Genomic DNA, 18,926 nt, shown 5'->3' with positions numbered 1-18,926 from the left:
TGGGGACATGGCACCATCGAAGTCTGAGAAGAAGTCCACCAGCACCGTGTCCTACAAGGATGCGCTCAAAGTGGGGCTCGTCTGCGGCGTCGTCGTTCTGGTCCTGTCGATCATCGTCACCCGTGCGTGGCAGGACGGGACCGCATTCGGATTCGCCTTCATCTATGGCGGTGCCGCATTCGTCCTGGTCAGTGCCATGGCCTGCCTGCTCAACTGGGTGATGCGCAATGACACGCAGAATGAGGATCAGACCTACCCGATCCTCAAATGAGCTGATCGACCCTCACGTGATCTCCGGAAGCTGAGCCCCGCCCCGACGGCGGAGTCCTCCGGAAGCTGAGACCCACCTCGGCGGGGCCGTTGAGCGGTGTCGTAGGCTCTTTCTATGGAGACTTGGAACACAGAACTGACACCGTTGTCCTTCCTGCGCCGCTCGGCCGACGTCTTTCCCGACAAGCGTGCCGTGGTCTACAACGACCAGGAGCTGAGCTACCGCGAATTCGCCGCCGCTGTTGAGACCCGGGCGCATGCTCTGCGTGCGGCGGGCATCCAGCCCGGCGACCGAGTCGCCTACCTCATGCCCAACCTCCCCGAGGCGCTCATGGCCCAATTCGCCGTGCCGCTGGCCGGAGCCGTCCTCGTTCCGATCAACACCCGGCTCGCCGCCGAAGAGGTCCGCTACATCTGCAACCACAGCCAGGCGAAGCTGCTGGTCATCGACACGCAGCTGTGGCCCAGCGTTGCCCCGGTCCTCGATGGCCTCGACACGGTCGAAGCCATCGTCGACGTCGAGGATACGACGATCGCCGCCTCCGCCGAGGTGGCCCGCCCGAATTTCGCAGCACCGTCTGTGACCAGCCTGGATGAGTTCCTGGCCGGTGCCGAGGCTGACACCGACGAGCTCTCCTGGCTCGTCGAGGACGAGCGGGCGACGCTGTCGATCAACTACACCTCGGGCACCACAGGTCGACCCAAGGGCGTGATGTACTCACACCGAGGCGCCTATCTCAACGCACTCGGTGAGATCATCCACTCCGACCACGACGAGAAGAGCGTGTACCTGTGGACACTGCCCATGTTCCACTGCAACGGGTGGTGCACAGGCTGGGCGCTGGCTGCGGCCGGTGGAACCCAGGTGTGCCTGCGCGAAGTCCGCGGAGACGTGATCTGGGATCTCATCGATCGACACGAAGTCACCCACCTCAACGGTGCCCCGACCGTGATGAGCACGGTCATCAACGCCGAACAGGCGCATTCCCTCGACCGGGCGGTGACCGCCACGATGGCCGGTGCCGCACCCAGTCCCACCCTCATCTGGGAGATGGAGGCCCTGAACTTCCAGATCGTGCACGTCTACGGACTCACCGAGTCCTACGGTCCCTACACGGTGTGCGAGTGGCAGGATTCGTGGGATTCCCTTGATGACAAGTCCCGAGCCAGGCTGCGGGCGCGGCAGGGAGTCGGCATGGTCCAGGCCGATCAGGCCCGCATCGTCGCTCTCGAATCGGGTGACGAACTCATCGACGTGCCCGCCGACGGACAGACGATCGGCGAGATCGTCATGCGCGGCAACAACGTGATGAAGGGCTACTTCCGCGACGAGGACGCCACCGCGAAGGCCTTCCAGGGCGGCTGGTTCCACTCCGGTGATCTCGGCGTGATGCACGAGGACGGCTACATCGAACTGCGCGACCGCTCGAAGGACATCATCGTCTCCGGCGGCGAGAACATCTCCACCGTCGAGATCGAACAGGCGATCTCCTCACACCCGGCAGTCCTCGAAGTCGCCGTCATCGGTGTCCCTGACGACAAATGGGGCGAACGACCGAAGGCCTTCATCATCGTGCGTGAAGGCTCAGCGGTCACCGAAGCCGAAGTCATCGACCATGTGCGCACGCAGATCGCGAAGTACAAGGCCCCACGCGAGGTCGAGATCGTCGAGGCTCTGCCCAAGACCTCGACCGGCAAGATCCAGAAGTTCGAACTCCGCAACCAGGAATGGGGCGACCGTCAGACCCGCATCCAGGGCTGACAGGTGACGCGTCCTACCTGAACCGCAGCAATCGCAGGCTGTTGAGGACGACGAACACCGAGGAGAACGCCATCGCGGCTCCGGCGATCATCGGGCTGAGCAGTCCGAACGCGGCGATCGGAACGGCAGCCGTGTTGTAGGCGAAGGCCCAGAACAGGTTGCCCTTGATCAGGCCCAGGGTCTTCCGCGACAGGCGAATCGCCTGCGGGATCTGCCGGGGATCCGAGCGCACCATGGTGATGTCCGATGCGGCCATCGCCGCATCGGTGCCCGAACCCATCGCGATACCAAGATCGGCACCGGCCAGAGCCGCGGCGTCGTTGATGCCGTCGCCGACCATCGCCACCGCCTGCCCCCGAGCCTGCAGCTCATTGACCACGGCGATCTTGCCCTCGGGACGGACATCGGCGCGGATCTCGGTGATGGCGAGCGTGCCCGCGACCACCTCGGCGGCTTGGGCATTGTCCCCGGTCAGCAAGACGGTGTCGATGCCAAGCGAATGCAGCTCGGCGATCGCCTCGGCGGCTCCGGTCTTGATCTCATCGGAGACGAAGGTCAGGCCGCGGAACTGCGAGTCGATGGCCAGAGCGACGATCGTGGCACCGGTGGGCACAGAATCGGAGGTGTATGTCACGTCGATTCCGCGCTCTCGGAGCAGATCGGGCCGACCAGCGAGCACCTCGGCACCGTCGATCGTGGCCTGCAGTCCGCCGCCGGGGATGTTCTCGAAATCATCCCCCGCCGAGGCGGCAGTTCGTCCCAGCCCGGCGTTCGCCTGCTTAGCCGGCTGAGACTCAGCCCTCGTGTCAGCGGCCTCGACGATCGCGCGGGCCACCGGGTGCTCACTCTGTGATTCCAAGCGAGCCAGGACCGCGAAGTCGGTGTCGCTCAGTTGCGTGTCCAACAGGGTCATGACGCCGGTGGTCAGGGTGCCGGTCTTGTCGAGCACGACGGTGTCGATCGACCGCGTCGACTCGAGAGCCTCGGGCCCGGAGACGAGGATGCCCAACTGCGAACCGCGTCCGGAGGAGACGGCCAGGGCCGTCGGAGTGGCCAGACCCAGTGCACAGGGGCAGGCGATGATGAGGACGGTGAGGGCCGCGTGCAGCCCCATCGCCCAGTCGCCGGTGATCAGCCCCCAGGCCAGAAGCGTGAGAGCACTGATCGCGAAGACGATCGGCACGAACACGGCAGAGATCCGATCGGCCAGGCGCTGCACGGCGGGTTTGCCCGTCTGTGCCCGGCTGACCAGGTCGGCCATGGCCGCCAGGGTCGTATCGGATCCGACGCGGGTGGCTCTGACCTCGAGCACGCCGGAGGTGTTGATGGTGGCGCCGGTGACGGCGTCGCCGAGGTCGACCTCCACGGGCACAGATTCGCCGGTGAGCATGGCCTCGTCGATCGCGGAATGCCCCGCGATCACCTCGCCGTCGGTGGCGATCTTCTCGCCCGGACGGACGATGAAGACATCGCCGACGACGAGTTCGTCGATCGGGACCTGGACCTCAGCTCGGGTGTCTCCCGTGCCTTCACGCAGCACGTTCGCCGACCGTGCACCCAGGCCCAGCAGCGCCTTGAGTGCTGCGGTGGCCCGACTCTTCGCCCGATCCTCGGTGAGCTTGCCGATGAGCAGGAACACCGTGATCGCGGCCGCGGCCTCGAACCAGACATGATAAGTCGCGGGGATCTGCCAGCCGTAGCCGTCGGCGACGGCCCGGCCCAAGGTGATGTAGGAATAGGCGCTGGCGACGATGATCCCGACGCTGACCAGGGTGTCCATGGTCGTCGACCGTCCGCGGGCAGCCTTGAATGCGGCCGAGTGGAACGGCCAGGCGCCCCAGGTCACGACCGGCAGGGCGAGAATCGCGACGATCCACTCCCAGCCGGGGAAGTGCCAGCTCATGACCATGGAGATGGCCACGATCGGCACCGCCAGAATCAGCGAACCGATGAAGCGGGGCCGCAGATGGCGAGGATCGTAGTCGACGATCTCCGGTCCGCTCGCCGAGGTGGTCTTGACGGTGGCGCCATAGCCGGCCTTTTCGACGGCGGCAGTGAGGTCGGCGTCGCTCAGCTCGGATTCGACGATGACGTGGGCGGAATTCAGCGGCAGGTTGACCTCGGCGCTGACCCCGTCGAGGCGGGTGAGCTTCTTCTCGATACGAGCCGAACAGGACGCGCAGGTCATTCCCGTGATGTCGAGATCGACCTCGCGCGACATCACTTCACCTCGTAGCCGGCCTCATCGACGGCGGCGCTGATCGCGGCCTCGTCGAGATCCTTCTCGGAGGTGATGGTCACGGGGGAGTCCCCGCCGGCATTGAGCTCAACGGCGACATCGGTGACTCCGGGCAGTGCTCCGAGCTCTTCCTTGACGGCTGCCTCGCAGTGGCCGCAGGTCATTCCGTTGACGTTGATGGTGGTGGTCGTCATGATGTGTCTCCTGACATTCAGCTCTTGATGAGTCGGGCAATAGCGGCTGAAGCCTCTTCGATCTTCTTGCGGGCGGCGTCGTCATCCCCTGAGGATGCGGCGTCGACCACGCAATGAGCGATGTGCTCTTCTAAGAGGTTGATGGAGACCGCGTGCAGCGCGGCCGTTGCGGCGGAGACCTGGGTCAGGATGTCGATGCAGTACTTGTCGTCATCGATCATCTTGCCGATCCCACGGACCTGACCTTCGATCCGTTTCATCCGCTTCGCAAGGGCGTCCTTCTGCGGGGTATATCCATGGTGCTCAGTCATGACGATACTCTATACCCCCTTAGGGTATAGGTCAATTGTGCAATTGGTCTCACCGTGGGTACCGGGCGTCGTCAAGCTCCTACAATCGAATCATGCGCGTTGCCAGACTGTTCCGATTCCCCGTCAAGGGGTTCCCTGCCGAAGAGATCCCGGAGGCGGATGTGCGCACCGGCCGAGGCATCCGCGGTGACCGCGTCGCCGCGTTCACCAACGGCAGTCTCGACATCCCCGATGACAGCTGGCACCGATACTCCGCGTTCACGGTGCTCAAGAACGACACCGACCTGCAGAAGTGGCAAGTGGCACTCGACCTCGCCGAGGCGGCTGATTCCTCCCAGCCGGCCGTGGCCGATCCCTCGGCGACGGTGACCTTGACGTCTCCGCAGAACGAGACCACGACGTTTCGCACGGATGACCGGGACACACGGGCCACCTCGGCGGACTTCCTCTCTGCACGCATACCCCCTCAGGGTGACTTCCCGCGCGCACTGAGCGTCGCGGATCAGGGCATGTTCGACTCACAGGCCGCAGGTGTCTCGATCATCAACCCGGCCACGGTCGCCGCGATCTCCCAGACCGCCGACGGACAGGCGGCACTGGCGCCGGGCGAGACCGAACTCGACCCGCTGCGCTTTCGCGGAAACGTCCTCGTCGACGGACTCGCCCCCTTCGAGGAATTCGCACTCATCGGCAAGATCGTCCGCCTCGGCGGGGTTCGTCTGGCCATCACCCAGGCGATCGAACGCTGCCCAGCGACCACGGTCAACCCGACCACCACAGCCGTCGACGTCAACGTCCCCCGGGTTCTGGCCTCGGCGTGTGGGCACCTGCACTGCGGCGTCTACGGTCGGATCCTGGAATCCGGCCTGGTCAGCACCGGAGATGAGATCGAGATCGAAGGCGATGCCCCACGAGAGCTCGTCAAAACCGCACGGACCCCGCGCTTCATGACCGTGCTGGGCAGCCAGCAGATCTGCAACGACATCGTCGAAGTCTCCCTGCGCGATGACCAGGGCTGGATCCGCGAATTCGACGAACCCGGCACCAACCTGCGCGTCCACCTCGACCTCGGCGAGCCCTTCTGGCGGACCTATACGATCACGGATGTCTCCGATGACATCGTGTCGATCGCGGTGCGCACCCAGGGCAAGGGCTCCCGGGCGGTCGCAGAGCTTGCGGCCGGGCAGTCCGTCCTCGCCTCCGGGCCGCACGGCACCATGACCGCGAACCGTGTCTTCGGAGGCACGACCGCGCTGGTCACCGCCGGCATCGGCATCACCCCGAGCCTCGGCCTCATGCGCGGAGCCGAACTGTCGGGAACCGAGAAGATCAAGCTCTTCCACGTCGACCGCGACCACCGGACGGCCTGCCTCTGGGATCGGCTGCAGAAGCGCGCCCACTCGCGACAGATTCCCGTCGAGACCCACCACCGCGACACCGCGAGCCAGGGCAGGCCCGGTCATGCCGATCTCGTCGACTGGCTCGCCGGATGCGACAACGTCATGGTCTGCGGGCCCGCAGACTTCACCCGTGCAGTGCTCGACGCCAGCGCCGAGGCCGGAGTCCCGGCCGTGCACCAGGAGATCTTCGCCTCCCCGAACACCGGCATGAGCGAGGCCATCGCCCAATGCTCGCCCGCCGAGGTGACTCTGGAGAATTCGGGCACCAGCTTCCTCTGGGAACCCCAGCAGGGGACACTGCTCGAAGCACTGGAGGCGCGCGGACTGCGCGCAGACAACTCCTGCCGAGGCGGTTCCTGCGGCACCTGTGCTGTGTCCTTGGCCGCCGGGTCGGTCATCTACCCGGTCGAACCCGCGGCGCGGATCGCCGCCGATGAGGTGCTCGTGTGCTCCGCCGTGCCCTCCGGGCCCATCAGCCTCGGAATCTGAGTCCCCGGGCTCTGGTCGTTGCGAACGTGACCGTCGCGACCCTGATCCTCGCGAGTCCGGCTGACCCGGGGATTGGGGCAGTGGGTGGCAGAATGGACCCATGCCCAAGGATCAGCGTGCCGTGAAGTCAGGAGGACTGACTGGACCAGTGGCACGTGTGAGCAGGCGTCTGAAGTTCGGCGTTTCCGGGCGCATCATGTTCGCGAACTCGATCATGCTCGTGGGCATCATGGTGCTGACGACGAGCCTCCTCTACATCCAGCTTTCCCAGCTGAACCAGAAGCGCGAACAGGATCTGCTGGGCTCTGCGGCCGACAATATGTCGATGTCGCTGAGCCTGGTCGGGTCGGGTGAGGCCACCACGGATGACTTCATCGATGAGGGGTCTCAGGACGACGTCGAGACGATGCTCGAGAATGTGGTGAGCCAGTACGATTTCGATGTGGCCGCGGTTGTGCCCATCGACTACCTCGTCACCCCGCCGTCGTTGGGATCGTCGAATCGACAGGAGCGCATCGAGGCGAACATCGTGTCCTCGGCATCGGGAGATGTGCCCGATGACTCCGTCGATCAGCTCGCTGCGGCCGTCGACGGCTCGAAGGTCTCCGAGGGGGAGTCCGTGGTGCGCTTCCTCGAAGATGGTGGGCCCGGCAGCGGCACCATGTATGTCATCAGCCCAGTCTTCGCAAAGCACCTCGGCGTCGACGACACCGGACCCAACACCGTCGTCGGGGCCGTCGTCGTCGGCAACTCGGCCGATTCCGTGCGGGAAGGCTTCCTGGCTCAGAGCAATTGGCTCATCGGCATCGCCATCACCACTCTCATCCTGGGAATCGCCGCCTCCTGGGCGACCTCCCGTGGACTGCGCCGCGTCACCGGCGACTACGGCGCCAACGAGCTGCGCGGCATGCTCGAGTTCTACTCCTCGGTGCTCAAAGCCGTGTCGGAGGGGCTGCTGCTCCTCGACCGTTCGACGGGCATCGTCCTCATCAACGCCGAGGCCCGCGAGCTCCTGGGGCTGCCCGCAGCAGGCGAGGGGAAGGCGGGTGAGAAGATCGCTGACACCGACGATCCGGTCCGGGCGACCTCGCCGATCGGCGGCATCGCGCTGCGCAGCCTCAACCTGCCCGATGCCCTCAGGGATCTCCTCTCATCTGGCCGGTGGGCTCGCGACGAGATCCACTACACCGACGATCGGGTCCTCGTCGTCAACCAGCAGCCCACCGACGCCGCCAGCGACACCTGGGTTGTGACGATGCGCGACCACACCGAACTCGCCGAACTCTCCGGTGAACTCGTCTCTGTGCGATCGTTCTCCGATTCTCTGCGTGCACAGACCCACGAATATGCGAACCGACTCCACATGGTCGTCTCCCTGTTGGAGACCGGTCACGTCGACGAGGCGATCGAATTCGCCGCCAAGGACCTCGACGATCTCAACCGGGTCACCGGCGATGGTCAGATGAGCTTCGACCATCCTGTGCTCTCTGCACTCCTGCTCTCCAAGATCGCCCAGGCCGCCGAGGTGGGCATCGATATGACGGTCGATACAGCGGGACTCTCGGGCCGCCTCGGCGGGGATGACCGTGACCTCGCGACCATCCTCGGCAACCTCATCGACAACGCTTTCGACGCTCTGCGCAGGCAGGACGTTCTGCCCGAGGACAAGCGAGTGCATGTCCACCTGAGCGGAGCAGGCGGTGCCAGCGGGTTCACGATCGAGGTCAGCGACGATGGTCCGGGCATCGACGAAGAGTACGTTGACGCGATCTTCGAACGCGGCTGGTCGACGAAGCATGACGGCGTCGAGATCGACAAGGGACTCGGCCGCCAGGAATCCGGCACCCGCGGGGTCGGCTTGTCCTTGGTCGTCCAAGCCATCCGCCGTCTCGGCGGGGCCGTCGACGTCCAGGGCCGCGGTGAGGACTGCGACGAGTTCAAGGGCGCGGTGCTCACGGTATGGCTGCCCGACACCAGCGACGTTGACCCCGGGGAACTCGGGCAGGCGTCCGGGAATCCCTCGACTGGGCCCTCGTCATCGAGCCAGCCGCCGTCCGGGAATCCGCCCACGGGCCCGATCCAGATCGTGCGCGACGACCGCAGCTGAGGTGCTCAGCGGGGCCTCGCCTGTGCTGTGCGAGGTCCCAATGAATGAAACATTTCCGCGTCACCGTATGGATTCGGCTTAGGCTGAGCAGGAATGCCGGGCCGATGGCCATGTGCCATCGGCTGCCGCGAAATCGAGTGGAGGAACTATGGACCAGGACATCGTCGTTTGTGAACCGCTGCGCACCGCGATCGGAGGATTCGGAGGACAGTTCCGCGACATCCCCGCCCACGAGCTCTCCGCCACCGTCGTCCGCGAGCTCATCGCCAGGACCGGGCTCAATCCAGAACTCGTCGCCGACGTGATCATGGGTCAGGGTTACGCCACCTCGGAAGCTCCCTGCATCGGCCGAGTCACCGCCCTCGACGCGGGGCTGCCCGTGACCGTGCCCGGCAAGCAGGTCGACCGCCGCTGCGGTTCCGGACTGCAGGCAGTCATTGACGCCTCCATGGTCGTCGGCTCCGGCAACGGAGACTTCGTCATCGCCGGCGGCGTCGAATCGATGTCCCACGCACCCTTCTACAACGACACCATCCGCTGGGGTGTGCGCGGCGGCAATGCCGAATTCACCGATTCCCTGGGCCGTGGCCGCACCACTCCGGGCGGAAAGAACTACCCGGTTCCCGGCGGCATGCTCGAGACCGCAGAGAACCTGCGCCGCGAATATTCGATCGGCCGCGACGAGCAGGACGAACTCGCCTACAACTCACATCAGCGGGCAGCCGCAGCGGCCAAGGACGGACGCTTCGCCGAGGAGATCGTTCCCGTGACGATCCCCGCCACCCGCAAGGTCGCCGAACATCAGATCGACGCTGATGAGCACATTCGTCCAGACACCAGCATCGAGAAGCTCGCGAAGCTGCGCCCCATCCTGGGCAAGGACGATGACCAGGCGACGGTCACCGCAGGAAACGCCTCCGGACAGAACGACGGAGCGGCCGCGAGCATCGTCACCACCCGTGCGGCCGCCGAGGCACAGGGGCTCAAGCCGCTGGGCCGCCTGGTCAGCTGGGCCGTGGCCGGAGTGCCACCGAAGACCATGGGCATCGGCCCCGTGCCTGCCACCGCAAAGGCCCTCGAGAAGGCCGGACTGAGCTTGGCCGACATCGACCTCATCGAACTCAACGAGGCCTTCGCCGCCCAGGCACTGTCCGTGACCCGCGAATGGGGCTTCGGCAAGGACGACTTCGACCGTCTCAACGTCAACGGCTCCGGAATCTCCCTGGGCCACCCCGTCGGCGCGACCGGCGGTCGGATCCTGGCGACGATGCTGCGCGAGATGGAGCGCCGCGACGCACGCTACGGACTCGAGACCATGTGCATCGGCGGCGGCCAGGGCATCGCCGCGATCTTCGAACGCGCCTGAGGTCTGCACCTCTGATAGTCGGTGTCTGAGGCCGACGCCACTGATAGTCGGTGCCTCCGGGTCGAAATCCGCGCGATTTTCGACCCTGAGGCACCGACTATCGTGCATCTGGCAGCTCACGACGCGTTCCAGTCCTGTGTCACGGATGTGCCCAGGCTGTAACACGATCCACCGCGACCCCGCAACGGTGTTGGTTAGACTGGCGGCATGTCAGATACAACTACGCCTGAGTCGAGCATCGGTGTGCTCGTGGTTGAGGACGAGGCGGTCGCCGCCCGGGCCCACGCGAAGTACATCGATCGCATCGACGGCTATCACCTTGCCGGTGTAGCGAAGAACGCCACTCAGGCGATGTCGGCTCTGACCGGAAAGATCTACGGTCTCGACGCGGACTGCATCAACCTCGTCCTCCTCGACATGAACCTTCCCGACGGACACGGTCTGCAGGTCTGCCGGGCCATCCGCGGCCACCGCGTCGATGTCGACATCATCGCCGTCACCGCCGCCCGCGACATGCAGATCGTCCAGGAGGCGCTGTCCTACGGCGTCGCCCAGTACATCATCAAGCCGTTCACCTTCCCGGTCTTCAAGTCCAAGCTCGAGGCCTACTCCTCCTACCGCAACAGCCTCGGCGGAGACAGCACCGAGGGTGAGGTCACCCAGACCGACGTCGACACAGCGATCGCCGCACTGCGCACCCACACAGTGACCGCGACCGCTAAAGGCGTCCCCGACGCCGTGCAGGCAGAGGTGAAGTCGGTCCTCGGCGACAAGCCCGGCCAGTCCGCCGCCGAGGTGGCCGAAGGTCTCGGTGTCTCCCGAGTGACCGCACGCCGGTACTTGGAAGCCATGGCCGATGCGGGCATGCTCAACCGCCGACCCCGATATGGAGCCGCAGGCAGGCCCGTTCTCGAATACACCGTCGTCGCCGACGACGCCTGAACCACCCCCTCGATACCCGGGCCCCATCCCCACAGGGCTCAACCAGCCGCCCAACAGCATGCGGCAAGTGGACTTCCCGGCCGAGCCCATTGATAATTGTTCTATGACAAAGAAGTCCACAATGTGGTTGGCCATCGCCCTCGTCGTCGCGCTGCTGGTCGCTGCCGGTGTCTTCGCCTTGTTCACACTGCCGCTGAGGGCAGAGACAGCTGCAGAAGACGCCGCCGCCGACCTGAACAGCGGAACCATCGAATCCAGTGTCTGGTCGGATCAGACGACGGCGACGAAGCTGCACGGTCTGATTCTGGGGACACTCGACCAGAGCATGAAGGATCGCTCGGTGGAGCTCAAGGGCACGAAGAAGCACGGTGATGACGTCGTCGCGACGCTGAAGTGGTCCTGGACGAACCAGGAAGGCGAACCCTGGGAGTACACCTCTGAGCTTCCCCTGCACAAGAAAGGTCTGCTCTGGTCGGCCGAGCTGACTCCCACGGTGCTGCATCCGAAATTGGACGACGGTCGCGTCCTCGTCTCGCAGACCACCCCAGGGCAAAGAGGTGCGATCCTCGGCGAGGACGACGAAGAACTGATGGGCGAAGGTCCCGTCGTCGACATCGGCATCCACCCGGCCAAACTCGAGAAAGCAGGGGACGGCGATGACACCCTGAGCACGCTCAAGGACGAACTCGACATCGATCTCACATCGTTGAAGGAGCGTGTCGACAAAGCGGAGCCCGATCAGCTCGTTCCCGTCATCACCCTGCGTGAGAGTGACTACAAAAAAGTCAAGGACTCGATCCACTCCCTGCCGGGCACCGTCTTCAACAGGCACACTCAGCCGCTGAGTCGGAAGAAGGGCTTTGCCGGTCCGACCCTGGGAACGGCCGGAGCCGCCAGCGCCGAGGAGGTCGAAGCCTCTGACGGAAAGCTCACCGGCGAGTCCGTTGTCGGAAAGAGCGGATTGCAGAAGGCCTATGAAAAGCAGTTGAGCGGACCAGGCAGCGAAGCGATCTACATCAGCGACGCCGAGGATGCTGAGGCCAGCGACGAAGCCAAGTCTGCCGATCCCGTCCTCGTCCACGAATTCCCCGACCATGACGGTAAGAACATCACCACGACACTCAACGTCGACGTGCAGGAAGCCGCAGACAAAGCGGCCGAAACAGGCAAGAAGCCGACAGCGCTGGTGGCGATCCGGCCCCGCGACGGTCACATCCTCGCGGTGGCCAACCAGGACCCCGAGGGTGCTGCCTGGGACCGGGCGTTGACCGGCCAGTACGCACCCGGATCGGTGTTCAAGGTCGCCTCCGGCCTGGCTCTGCTGGAAGCCGGAGTCACTGCGAAGACCACTCTCGACTGCCCGAAGACCACGACGGTCGATGGAAAGAGCTTCAAGAACGCCGAAGACCACGTCCTGGGCGAGGTGGCCTTCGAAGACAACTTCGCCGAATCCTGCAACACCGCCTTCGTCGATGCCGCGCAGAAGGTTTCGGGCTCAGAGGTCACGGATGCGGCGTCGAGCCTGGGCATGGACGACGTCGATCTGGGGCTGGGTGCGAAGATGGCGACCGTTCCCAGTGATGATGACGCGGTGACGCATGCGGCGCAGATGATCGGTCAGGGCAAGGTCGTCTCCAGCCCGCTGGCGGTCGCGGCGATGGCCGCCTCCGTGGCCGAGGGCGACACGGTCAAGCCCCTGCTCGTGACCTCGGACAAGGGCAAGGACGACGACAAGGGTAAGGACAAGAGCACGATCGACGCCGACGCGGTCACGACGATGCAGAAGCTGATGCGACGTGCCGTGACCGATGGCACCGCCAGCGCGCTGCAGGACGTTCCCGGCGAACCGGTCCACGGCAAGACCGGCACCGCCGAATACGGTGACGAGACCCCACCGCGCACCCACTCCTGGTTCGCCGGGTATCAGGGCGACGTGGCCGTGGCCGTTCTCGTCGAAGACGGAGGATTCGGCGCCGAGGCGGCTGTGCCGGTGGCGAAGAAATTCTTCGAATCGCTCAACTGAGGAAGAACCTCACCTCATCCGTGCTGAGGGAGCACCTCACTTCATCCGCAGGGCGCGCATGACCTCAAACGCGGTGGTCAGTGTGCGGGCGAACCGCGACTGATCGAGCGGGCCGAACGGAGCGATGGGAACCAGATTCTGCTCGGCGATGTTGTGCGTGTGCATGAACTGGTGCAGACCCTCAACTCCATGCCGATGGCCCATGCCTGAGGCTTTGACGCCGCCGGCCGGAGAGTCGATCGAACCCCAGGCGGCGACGTAGGCCTCATTGACATTGACCATCCCGGACTCGAGCTGCCTGGCAGTTTCGCGCCCGCGGGACTGGGAGTAGACGCTGGCGTTGAGACCGTATTCGGAGGCGTTGGCCCGCTTGATCGCCTCGGCGTCGCTGGCCACCGGGTACACGGCGACGACTGGGCCGAAGGTCTCCTCGGCGAACAGCTCGGCCTCCTCGGTGACATCGGTGAGCACGGTCGGCAGGTAGAAGTAGGGGCCCAGTTTCGGGACCGGGCTGCCACCCGCGATGACCTGAGCTCCGCTGGCTCGGGCCTGTTCGACGTGTTCGCTGACTCGGGCCAGCTGCTTCGGCCCGGCCAAGGAGCCCATTCCGGGGCCGTAGGAGTAGTCGGGGCTGAGCTCGAGGTTCCGGGTCGCCTCGGCGAAATGGGCACAGAACTCGGGGTAGAGATCCTCGTGGACATAGATGCGCTCGATGGACAGGCACAGCTGACCGGCCGAGGAGAAGCACCCGCGGACGGCCCCGTCCACGGCCGAGGGAAGATCGGCATCGGAGAGGATGAGCATCGGGTTCTTGCCGCCGAGTTCAAGGGCGGTGGGAAGCAGACGCGAGGCAGCCTCGGCGGCAATGGAGCGACCCGCAGCGGTCGAGCCGGTGAAGGAGATCCCATCGGCACCGGACATCAGTGCCGGGCCGACTTCGCTGCTGGGGCCGGGCACCAGCTGCCAGACTTCCGCGGGCAGGCCGCAGGCAATGGCCAGACGGCGCATGATGATGGCGGTCAGGGTTGTCTGGCTGTCGGGTTTGTGCACCACGGCGTTGCCGGCGACCAGGGCCGCGAGCAGGTCGGTTGCGCCCAAGGTCAGCGGATAGTTCCAGGGGGTGATGAACCCGACGACGCCCAGCGGTGTGCGGGTGACCTCGGTACGAGTCAGGACGGGAACGGCACCGCGACGGCGTTCCGGGCGCAGTCGGGCGGGAGCGGTCACGCCGTAGTGGCGGCACACGTTGTAGGTGTCGAGGATCTCGTCATAGGCGTGGATGCGGGCCTTGCCGGTCTCGTACTGAATGATGTCGAGGAGGAGATCTTCGTGGCGGCGCAATGCAGAATGCAGTCGCAGCAGCACCCGAGCCCGGTGTTCGGGGGATCGGGCTGCCCAGGCGTCGGCGGCGATGCGCGCGGTGGCATAGGCCTTCTCGATGTCGGCCGGGGTGTTCTTGGCGAAGCGGGGAAGTTCGAGGCCGGTGAACGGGTCGGGGCTGACCATGCGATCACCGCTGCCCGAAGCCTCGGCGTAGGGGTTGGTGTCGAGGAATTCGCGGAGCCGATCGGTGACATGTGTGAGTTCGTCCGAGGGGGTGGTGGTGCTGGTGACGTCCGTGTGCATCATGCCTCCGTGTCGTCAGTGAATGGGTGGATTGCTGCCTATGGAACCGCTAACTTACGCTACAGTATCTTCATGGTCTCACGTGAACTGCGTCACGCCCTGCGGGGGGTCGAGGCTCCTGTCGCGGTGATCGATCTGGAGGCGTTCGACGCGAACGTCACCGCCTTGGCTCAGCGCGCTCAAGGGCTGCCGATCCGCATCGCCACGAAGTCCCTGCGCACTCCCGCAGCGATCGAGCGTGCGCTCGCCCACCCCGGCTACTCCGGTGTCTTCGCCTTCTCACTTCCGGAGGCGCTGATCCTCCATGCCCGCGGGGTCCGCGATATCCTCGTCGGCTATCCCACCGTTGACCGGGGCAGTCTCACCCAGATGTTCGCCGAGGCGGGGGCCACCGAGAACATCACCCTGATGATCGATTGCCCCACCCACCTCGACATCATCGACAGCGCCCGCCGCGATGCTGCGGCAGCCGGCGGTACGGCACAGACGGTGCGCGTGTGCATAGACATCGATGCCTCGTACCGCCTCGGCTCAGGGGTGCTGAGCAGTCGGATCCACATCGGGGCCAGGCGCTCTCCGATCCGCGATTCGGCCTCCGCCGTCGACCTCGCCGAACATGTCATCGCCCGCCCGGAGACCAACCTCGTCGGGCTGATGTCCTATGAGGGCCAAGTCGCCGGCACGGCCGATGCCGGTCCAACGGCCAAACAGGCCATGGTGCGTATCATGCAGAAGCGTTCGATCGCCGAGCTGAAGGTGCGGCGCAGAAGCGTCGTCGATGCGGTGCGTGAACTCACCGACCTCGAATTCGTCAACGGCGGCGGCACCGGATCCTTCGAATCCAGCGTGGCCGAGGGCACGCTGACGGAACGGGCCGCCGGCTCCGGACTCTTCTCCCCGGGACTCTTCGACGGCTACACCCACTTCCGACACGAGCCGGCCGCCTACTTCGCCACCCCCGTGGTGCGCCGACCAGGGCCCGGCTGGGTCACGGTCTTCAAAGGCGGTTTCATCGCCTCCGGCGTGCCCGGGGCCGACCGTGTCCCGACGATCGCCTGGCCCCCGGGACTCGACTACGCGGGCCTCGAGGGCGCGGGTGAAGTCCAGACCCCGCTGACCGGTCCCGGCACCGAAGACCTGCGCATCGGCGACCTCGTCTGGTTCAGACATGGCAAGGCCGGTGAGCTCGCCGAGCACTTCAATGAGTTCCTCGTCGTCGCAGGAACCCAGATCATCGACTCGTGGTCGACCTATCGTGGACAGGGGTGGGTGCTGTGACCCGCAGCGGCAGACCGACTCAGCGACAGCTCTTCCGGAACTGGTCCGGCCACGTCCACTCCCATCCGCACACCTTCCTCAGACCCACCTCGGCGGGGGAACTGGGCGATATCCTACGGTCCGCGGCCGACGCCGGCCAACGGGTCCGACCCGTTGGTGCGGGGCACTCGTTCACCCCCGTGGCAGCGGGCGATGACGTCATGATCAGCCTCGACCACCTCAGCGGAATCATCGCCGTCGACGAGGAGTCCGGGCGGGTGCGCTTCCACGCGGGCACCCGGCTGCGCGACATCCCGGCTCTGCTCGCGCCCTTCGGGCTGGCCCTGGCCAATCAGGGCGACGTCAATCCGCAGGCGCTCGCCGGGGCGATCTCGACGAGCACCCACGGGACCGGGCTCGGGTTCACCGGGTTCGCGGGAACCGTCACCGGTCTCTTGCTCATGGCTGCTGACGGCACCGTGACCGACCTGTCGCCCACGACCCACCCGGAGATCTTCGACCTGGCCCGCGTCAGCCTCGGCGTGCTGGGCATCGTCACGGAGATCGAGCTGCAGTGCGTGCCGGCCTTCGACCTCATCGCCGAGGAGATCGTCAGTGATGTCGACGAGCTGCTGGCCGACCTCGAACCACGGATGCGCGCGGCCGACCATTTCGAGTTCTACTGGTTCCCGCACACCGACACCGCGCTGACCAAGACGAACACCCGTGTCGGGCTCGGTGAGATCGGCCCCGGCCACCTCGCCGAGGCGGGGGTGCGCAACCGTTTCCTCAACCTCTTCGACAAGGAAGTCATCGAGAACGGCGCCCTGCGCCTGGCCGTCGAGCTCGGATCGGCGGTGCCCAGCCTCGTCCCGCGCATCAATCGGATCGCCCAATCCGCCGTCTCGGACAGAACCTATCGAGCACCGGGACACGACGTCTTCGTGACACCGCGGCGGGTGCGGTTCAACGAGATGGAGTACGCGCTTCCCTTCGAAGCCGGCGCCGAGGCGATCCGTGAGATCCGGCGCACGATCGAGTCGAGAGGATGGTCGATCTCCTTCCCGATCGAAGTCAGATCTGCCGCCGCCGATGATGTTCCGCTCTCGACCGCCTTCGGCCGCGAGACGATGTACATCGCCGTGCACCGGTTCGTGAAGGACGACTTCGCCGAGTACTTCCGTGTCGTCGAACAGATCTGCCGACGTCACGGGGGCCGCCCGCACTGGGGCAAGATCCACACTCTGGGCGCCGACGATCTGCGCGAGCTCTATCCGCGCTTCGAGGACTTCTGTGCGCTGAGACAGAAGCTGGACCCGAACGCGATGTTCGGAAACCGATTCACCGACTCCCTGTTCGGGCTCAGGTCGGTGGGGCTCAGTTAGTTCGGACTCGGTTCGCGTGCGGGCTGAGAGTTCCCTGCTGACCTGCGCACAGGTTCCCACCAGCAGTAAGGTGGTCAGGAAAGTCGCGATGAGCAGCTTTGTCCGTGGTCGTTGGGAGAGATGGCCGCAGCATTCCCTAGGAAATGGACTCCTCGATGTCAGATTTCGAACCGCAGGCCCAGTCGGACCCAGCAGCATCCACCAGCCCGGAGAAGGAGAAGGGACGCCGTCGATCGATGATGGTCGCGGCCTTCGGCACCATCGTCGAATGGTATGACTTCTCGATCTTCTTCTACGTCGCGACCATCCTGACCAAGGAATTCTTCGGCGATCGGCCCGACTCGCTCCTGCTCACCCTGGGCGTCGGAGCCGCCGGGTTCCTGTTCCGGCCACTGGGCGCCATGGTCTTCGGCCACCTCGGCGACAGGGTCGGACGCAAGTCCGCATTGGTCGTCTCCGCTGTGCTCATGGCCGTCGCGATGCTCGGAATCGCGATCATGCCCGGATACGACACGATCGGCATCTGGGCCGGCGTCGGCATGGTCTTCTTCCGCTGCCTCTCCGGGTTCTCCGTCGGGGCCGAGTACACCGGCATCATGGTCTTCCTGATGGAATCGGCCGGCAGCAAGCGCCGGGGGCTCGCTGTCAGCTGGGCGGCGGCCAACAGTGAGGTCGGAGCTCTCCTGGCAGTCGGGTCGGGGGCATTCTTGGCCAGCACACTCTCGGCCGAGGCGATGAGCACTTGGGGCTGGCGCGTCCTGTTCATCCTCGGTGCAGTGCTTGCCGCGCTGATGATCCCGCTGCGTCGCATGATGGAGGAGACCGACACCTTCAAGCGGTTGCAGGCCGCGGAGAAGACGAAGGAGGCGCAGGCTGCCAAGAGCGACAAGCCTGTGGTCTCACGCGGTCGCTCTCCGCTGCTCATCGCATTCCTCCAACAGCCCCGTGCGATCCTCGTGGCGTTCCTGATCTCTTCGATCGGATCGGTCAGCTACTTCCTCAACATCACCTATGTGCCGACCTATATCGAAGAGGTCTCGCAGGTGAAGAACTCCGGGTCACTGGCGCTGGGCACCATCGCAGCCGTCGTGGCGATCGTCATCACGCCGCTGTTCGGCATCGCCTCCGATCGTTTCGGCCGCAAGAAGACGCTGGCGGTGCTCATGGCCGTCTTCATCCTCACCACCATTCCCGCCTACGCGCTGTTGGCCGATGGGAACTCCGGAGTCGCGATCTTCGGCGTAGCCTTCCTCGCGGTGCCGGCCGCGGGATGGAGTGCTGTGGCAGCGGCCATGGTCCCCGAACAGTTCACCGGCACCAGCCGCTTCTCCGGAATGGCGATCGGCTACAACGTGGCCACGGTCCTCTTCGGCGGACTCTCACCACTGATTGCGACAGCCCTGATGAGCTCGACCGGCCTCACCTTGGCCCCGGCGATCTATGCGACCGTCATCGTCGTCGTGGCCGGCGTTCCGACCCTGTTCCTGGCTCGCAATATGGCGGGCAGGCCCCTGGCGGAAGTGGACCGCGACAAGGATCTCGTCCCGGCCTGAGG

14 protein-coding genes are annotated in these 18,926 nt (G+C 65.4%); 10 read left to right on the top strand and 4 right to left on the bottom strand.

Going from position 1 to position 18,926, the window contains the following annotated elements:
- The first annotated feature begins 7 nt into the window (after positions 1-7).
- On the top strand, positions 8-271 hold the full coding sequence (locus tag CXR25_RS17760; protein WP_009882211.1) for a hypothetical protein: 264 nt from the start codon (positions 8-10) through the stop codon (positions 269-271).
- Between the two features lie 114 nt (positions 272-385).
- On the top strand, positions 386-2,032 hold the full coding sequence (locus tag CXR25_RS17755) for a long-chain-fatty-acid--CoA ligase (protein WP_125240828.1): 1,647 nt from the start codon (positions 386-388) through the stop codon (positions 2,030-2,032).
- A 13-nt stretch (positions 2,033-2,045) separates the two neighbouring features.
- Here CXR25_RS17755 and CXR25_RS17750 read toward each other — a convergent pair whose 3' ends face one another.
- The 3 genes from CXR25_RS17750 to CXR25_RS17740 are packed head-to-tail and all read right to left on the bottom strand — an operon-like array spanning position 2,046 to position 4,776.
- Positions 2,046-4,253 carry a heavy metal translocating P-type ATPase gene (locus CXR25_RS17750; protein WP_096146094.1) on the bottom strand — a complete coding sequence of 736 codons (2,208 nt, stop codon included), beginning with the start codon at positions 4,251-4,253 and terminating at the stop codon, positions 2,046-2,048.
- Positions 4,253-4,465, bottom strand: a complete 213-nt coding sequence (locus CXR25_RS17745) for a heavy-metal-associated domain-containing protein (RefSeq protein WP_009882214.1) — start codon at positions 4,463-4,465, stop codon at positions 4,253-4,255. The genes CXR25_RS17750 and CXR25_RS17745 overlap by 1 nt, the downstream gene beginning before the upstream one ends.
- 17 nt (positions 4,466-4,482) lie before the next feature.
- The gene (locus tag CXR25_RS17740; RefSeq protein ID WP_009882215.1) at positions 4,483-4,776 is read right to left on the bottom strand and encodes a metal-sensitive transcriptional regulator; all 294 of its coding nucleotides are present in this window, start codon (positions 4,774-4,776) and stop codon (positions 4,483-4,485) included.
- 92 nt (positions 4,777-4,868) lie between these two features.
- On the opposite strand from CXR25_RS17740, the gene CXR25_RS17735 reads away from it, so the two are divergent.
- From CXR25_RS17735 to CXR25_RS17715, 5 genes are all read left to right on the top strand, one after another.
- A complete protein-coding gene (locus tag CXR25_RS17735; protein WP_096161884.1) occupies positions 4,869-6,665 on the top strand; it encodes an MOSC domain-containing protein in 1,797 nt (598 codons plus the stop codon).
- 100 nt (positions 6,666-6,765) lie between these two features.
- Positions 6,766-8,772 (top strand): sensor histidine kinase, encoded by a 2,007-nt coding sequence (locus tag CXR25_RS17730; RefSeq protein WP_096168248.1) that lies wholly within the window; start codon positions 6,766-6,768, stop codon positions 8,770-8,772.
- Positions 8,773-8,920: 148 nt separating this feature from the next.
- Positions 8,921-10,138 (top strand): acetyl-CoA C-acetyltransferase, encoded by a 1,218-nt coding sequence (locus CXR25_RS17725; RefSeq protein WP_069601095.1) that lies wholly within the window; start codon positions 8,921-8,923, stop codon positions 10,136-10,138.
- 207 nt (positions 10,139-10,345) lie between these two features.
- A complete protein-coding gene (locus CXR25_RS17720; RefSeq protein WP_125240827.1) occupies positions 10,346-11,080 on the top strand; it encodes a response regulator in 735 nt (244 codons plus the stop codon).
- A 103-nt stretch (positions 11,081-11,183) separates the two neighbouring features.
- The gene (locus CXR25_RS17715) at positions 11,184-13,103 is read left to right on the top strand and encodes a penicillin-binding transpeptidase domain-containing protein (protein WP_226823882.1); all 1,920 of its coding nucleotides are present in this window, start codon (positions 11,184-11,186) and stop codon (positions 13,101-13,103) included.
- Positions 13,104-13,139: 36 nt separating this feature from the next.
- Here the strand turns inward: CXR25_RS17715 and CXR25_RS17710 are convergent, their stop codons facing one another.
- Positions 13,140-14,732 carry a succinic semialdehyde dehydrogenase gene (locus CXR25_RS17710; protein ID WP_180959453.1) on the bottom strand — a complete coding sequence of 531 codons (1,593 nt, stop codon included), beginning with the start codon at positions 14,730-14,732 and terminating at the stop codon, positions 13,140-13,142.
- Positions 14,733-14,801: 69 nt separating this feature from the next.
- Here CXR25_RS17710 and CXR25_RS17705 point away from each other — a divergent pair, with 69 nt between their 5' ends.
- The 3 genes from CXR25_RS17705 to CXR25_RS17695 all read left to right on the top strand — a co-directional run bounded on the left by CXR25_RS17705 (position 14,802) and on the right by CXR25_RS17695 (position 18,924).
- Positions 14,802-16,007 carry an amino acid deaminase/aldolase gene (locus tag CXR25_RS17705; protein ID WP_125240826.1) on the top strand — a complete coding sequence of 402 codons (1,206 nt, stop codon included), beginning with the start codon at positions 14,802-14,804 and terminating at the stop codon, positions 16,005-16,007.
- Positions 15,971-17,371: a D-arabinono-1,4-lactone oxidase gene (locus CXR25_RS17700; protein WP_236850549.1), complete on the top strand. Its 1,401-nt coding sequence runs from the start codon at positions 15,971-15,973 to the stop codon at positions 17,369-17,371. Before CXR25_RS17705 ends, CXR25_RS17700 begins: the two co-directional genes overlap by 37 nt.
- Before the next feature lie 155 nt (positions 17,372-17,526).
- Positions 17,527-18,924: an MFS transporter gene (locus tag CXR25_RS17695; protein WP_125240825.1), complete on the top strand. Its 1,398-nt coding sequence runs from the start codon at positions 17,527-17,529 to the stop codon at positions 18,922-18,924.
- The last annotated feature ends 2 nt before the right edge of the window (positions 18,925-18,926 follow it).

This window comes from Brevibacterium aurantiacum (assembly GCF_003932995.1).
In the GTDB taxonomy this organism is placed as follows: domain Bacteria; phylum Actinomycetota; class Actinomycetes; order Actinomycetales; family Brevibacteriaceae; genus Brevibacterium; species Brevibacterium aurantiacum.
This window is presented reverse-complemented; position numbering and strand designations above follow the sequence as displayed.

What these genes read in the sequence shown, in the direction of transcription:
- CXR25_RS17695 (WP_125240825.1), top strand. Translation starts at nt 17,527, where the DNA reads ATGTCAGATTTCGAACCGCAGGCCCAGTCGGACCCAGCAGCATCCACC.
- CXR25_RS17755 (WP_125240828.1), top strand. Translation starts at nt 386, where the DNA reads ATGGAGACTTGGAACACAGAACTGACACCGTTGTCCTTCCTGCGCCGC.
- CXR25_RS17760 (WP_009882211.1), top strand. Translation starts at nt 8, where the DNA reads ATGGCACCATCGAAGTCTGAGAAGAAGTCCACCAGCACCGTGTCCTAC.
- CXR25_RS17740 (WP_009882215.1), bottom strand. Translation starts at nt 4,776, where the DNA reads ATGACTGAGCACCATGGATATACCCCGCAGAAGGACGCCCTTGCGAAG.
- CXR25_RS17745 (WP_009882214.1), bottom strand. Translation starts at nt 4,465, where the DNA reads ATGACGACCACCACCATCAACGTCAACGGAATGACCTGCGGCCACTGC.
- CXR25_RS17705 (WP_125240826.1), top strand. Translation starts at nt 14,802, where the DNA reads ATGGTCTCACGTGAACTGCGTCACGCCCTGCGGGGGGTCGAGGCTCCT.
- CXR25_RS17730 (WP_096168248.1), top strand. Translation starts at nt 6,766, where the DNA reads ATGCCCAAGGATCAGCGTGCCGTGAAGTCAGGAGGACTGACTGGACCA.
- CXR25_RS17725 (WP_069601095.1), top strand. Translation starts at nt 8,921, where the DNA reads ATGGACCAGGACATCGTCGTTTGTGAACCGCTGCGCACCGCGATCGGA.
- CXR25_RS17750 (WP_096146094.1), bottom strand. Translation starts at nt 4,253, where the DNA reads ATGTCGCGCGAGGTCGATCTCGACATCACGGGAATGACCTGCGCGTCC.
- CXR25_RS17710 (WP_180959453.1), bottom strand. Translation starts at nt 14,732, where the DNA reads ATGATGCACACGGACGTCACCAGCACCACCACCCCCTCGGACGAACTC.
- CXR25_RS17720 (WP_125240827.1), top strand. Translation starts at nt 10,346, where the DNA reads ATGTCAGATACAACTACGCCTGAGTCGAGCATCGGTGTGCTCGTGGTT.
- CXR25_RS17715 (WP_226823882.1), top strand. Translation starts at nt 11,184, where the DNA reads ATGACAAAGAAGTCCACAATGTGGTTGGCCATCGCCCTCGTCGTCGCG.
- CXR25_RS17735 (WP_096161884.1), top strand. Translation starts at nt 4,869, where the DNA reads ATGCGCGTTGCCAGACTGTTCCGATTCCCCGTCAAGGGGTTCCCTGCC.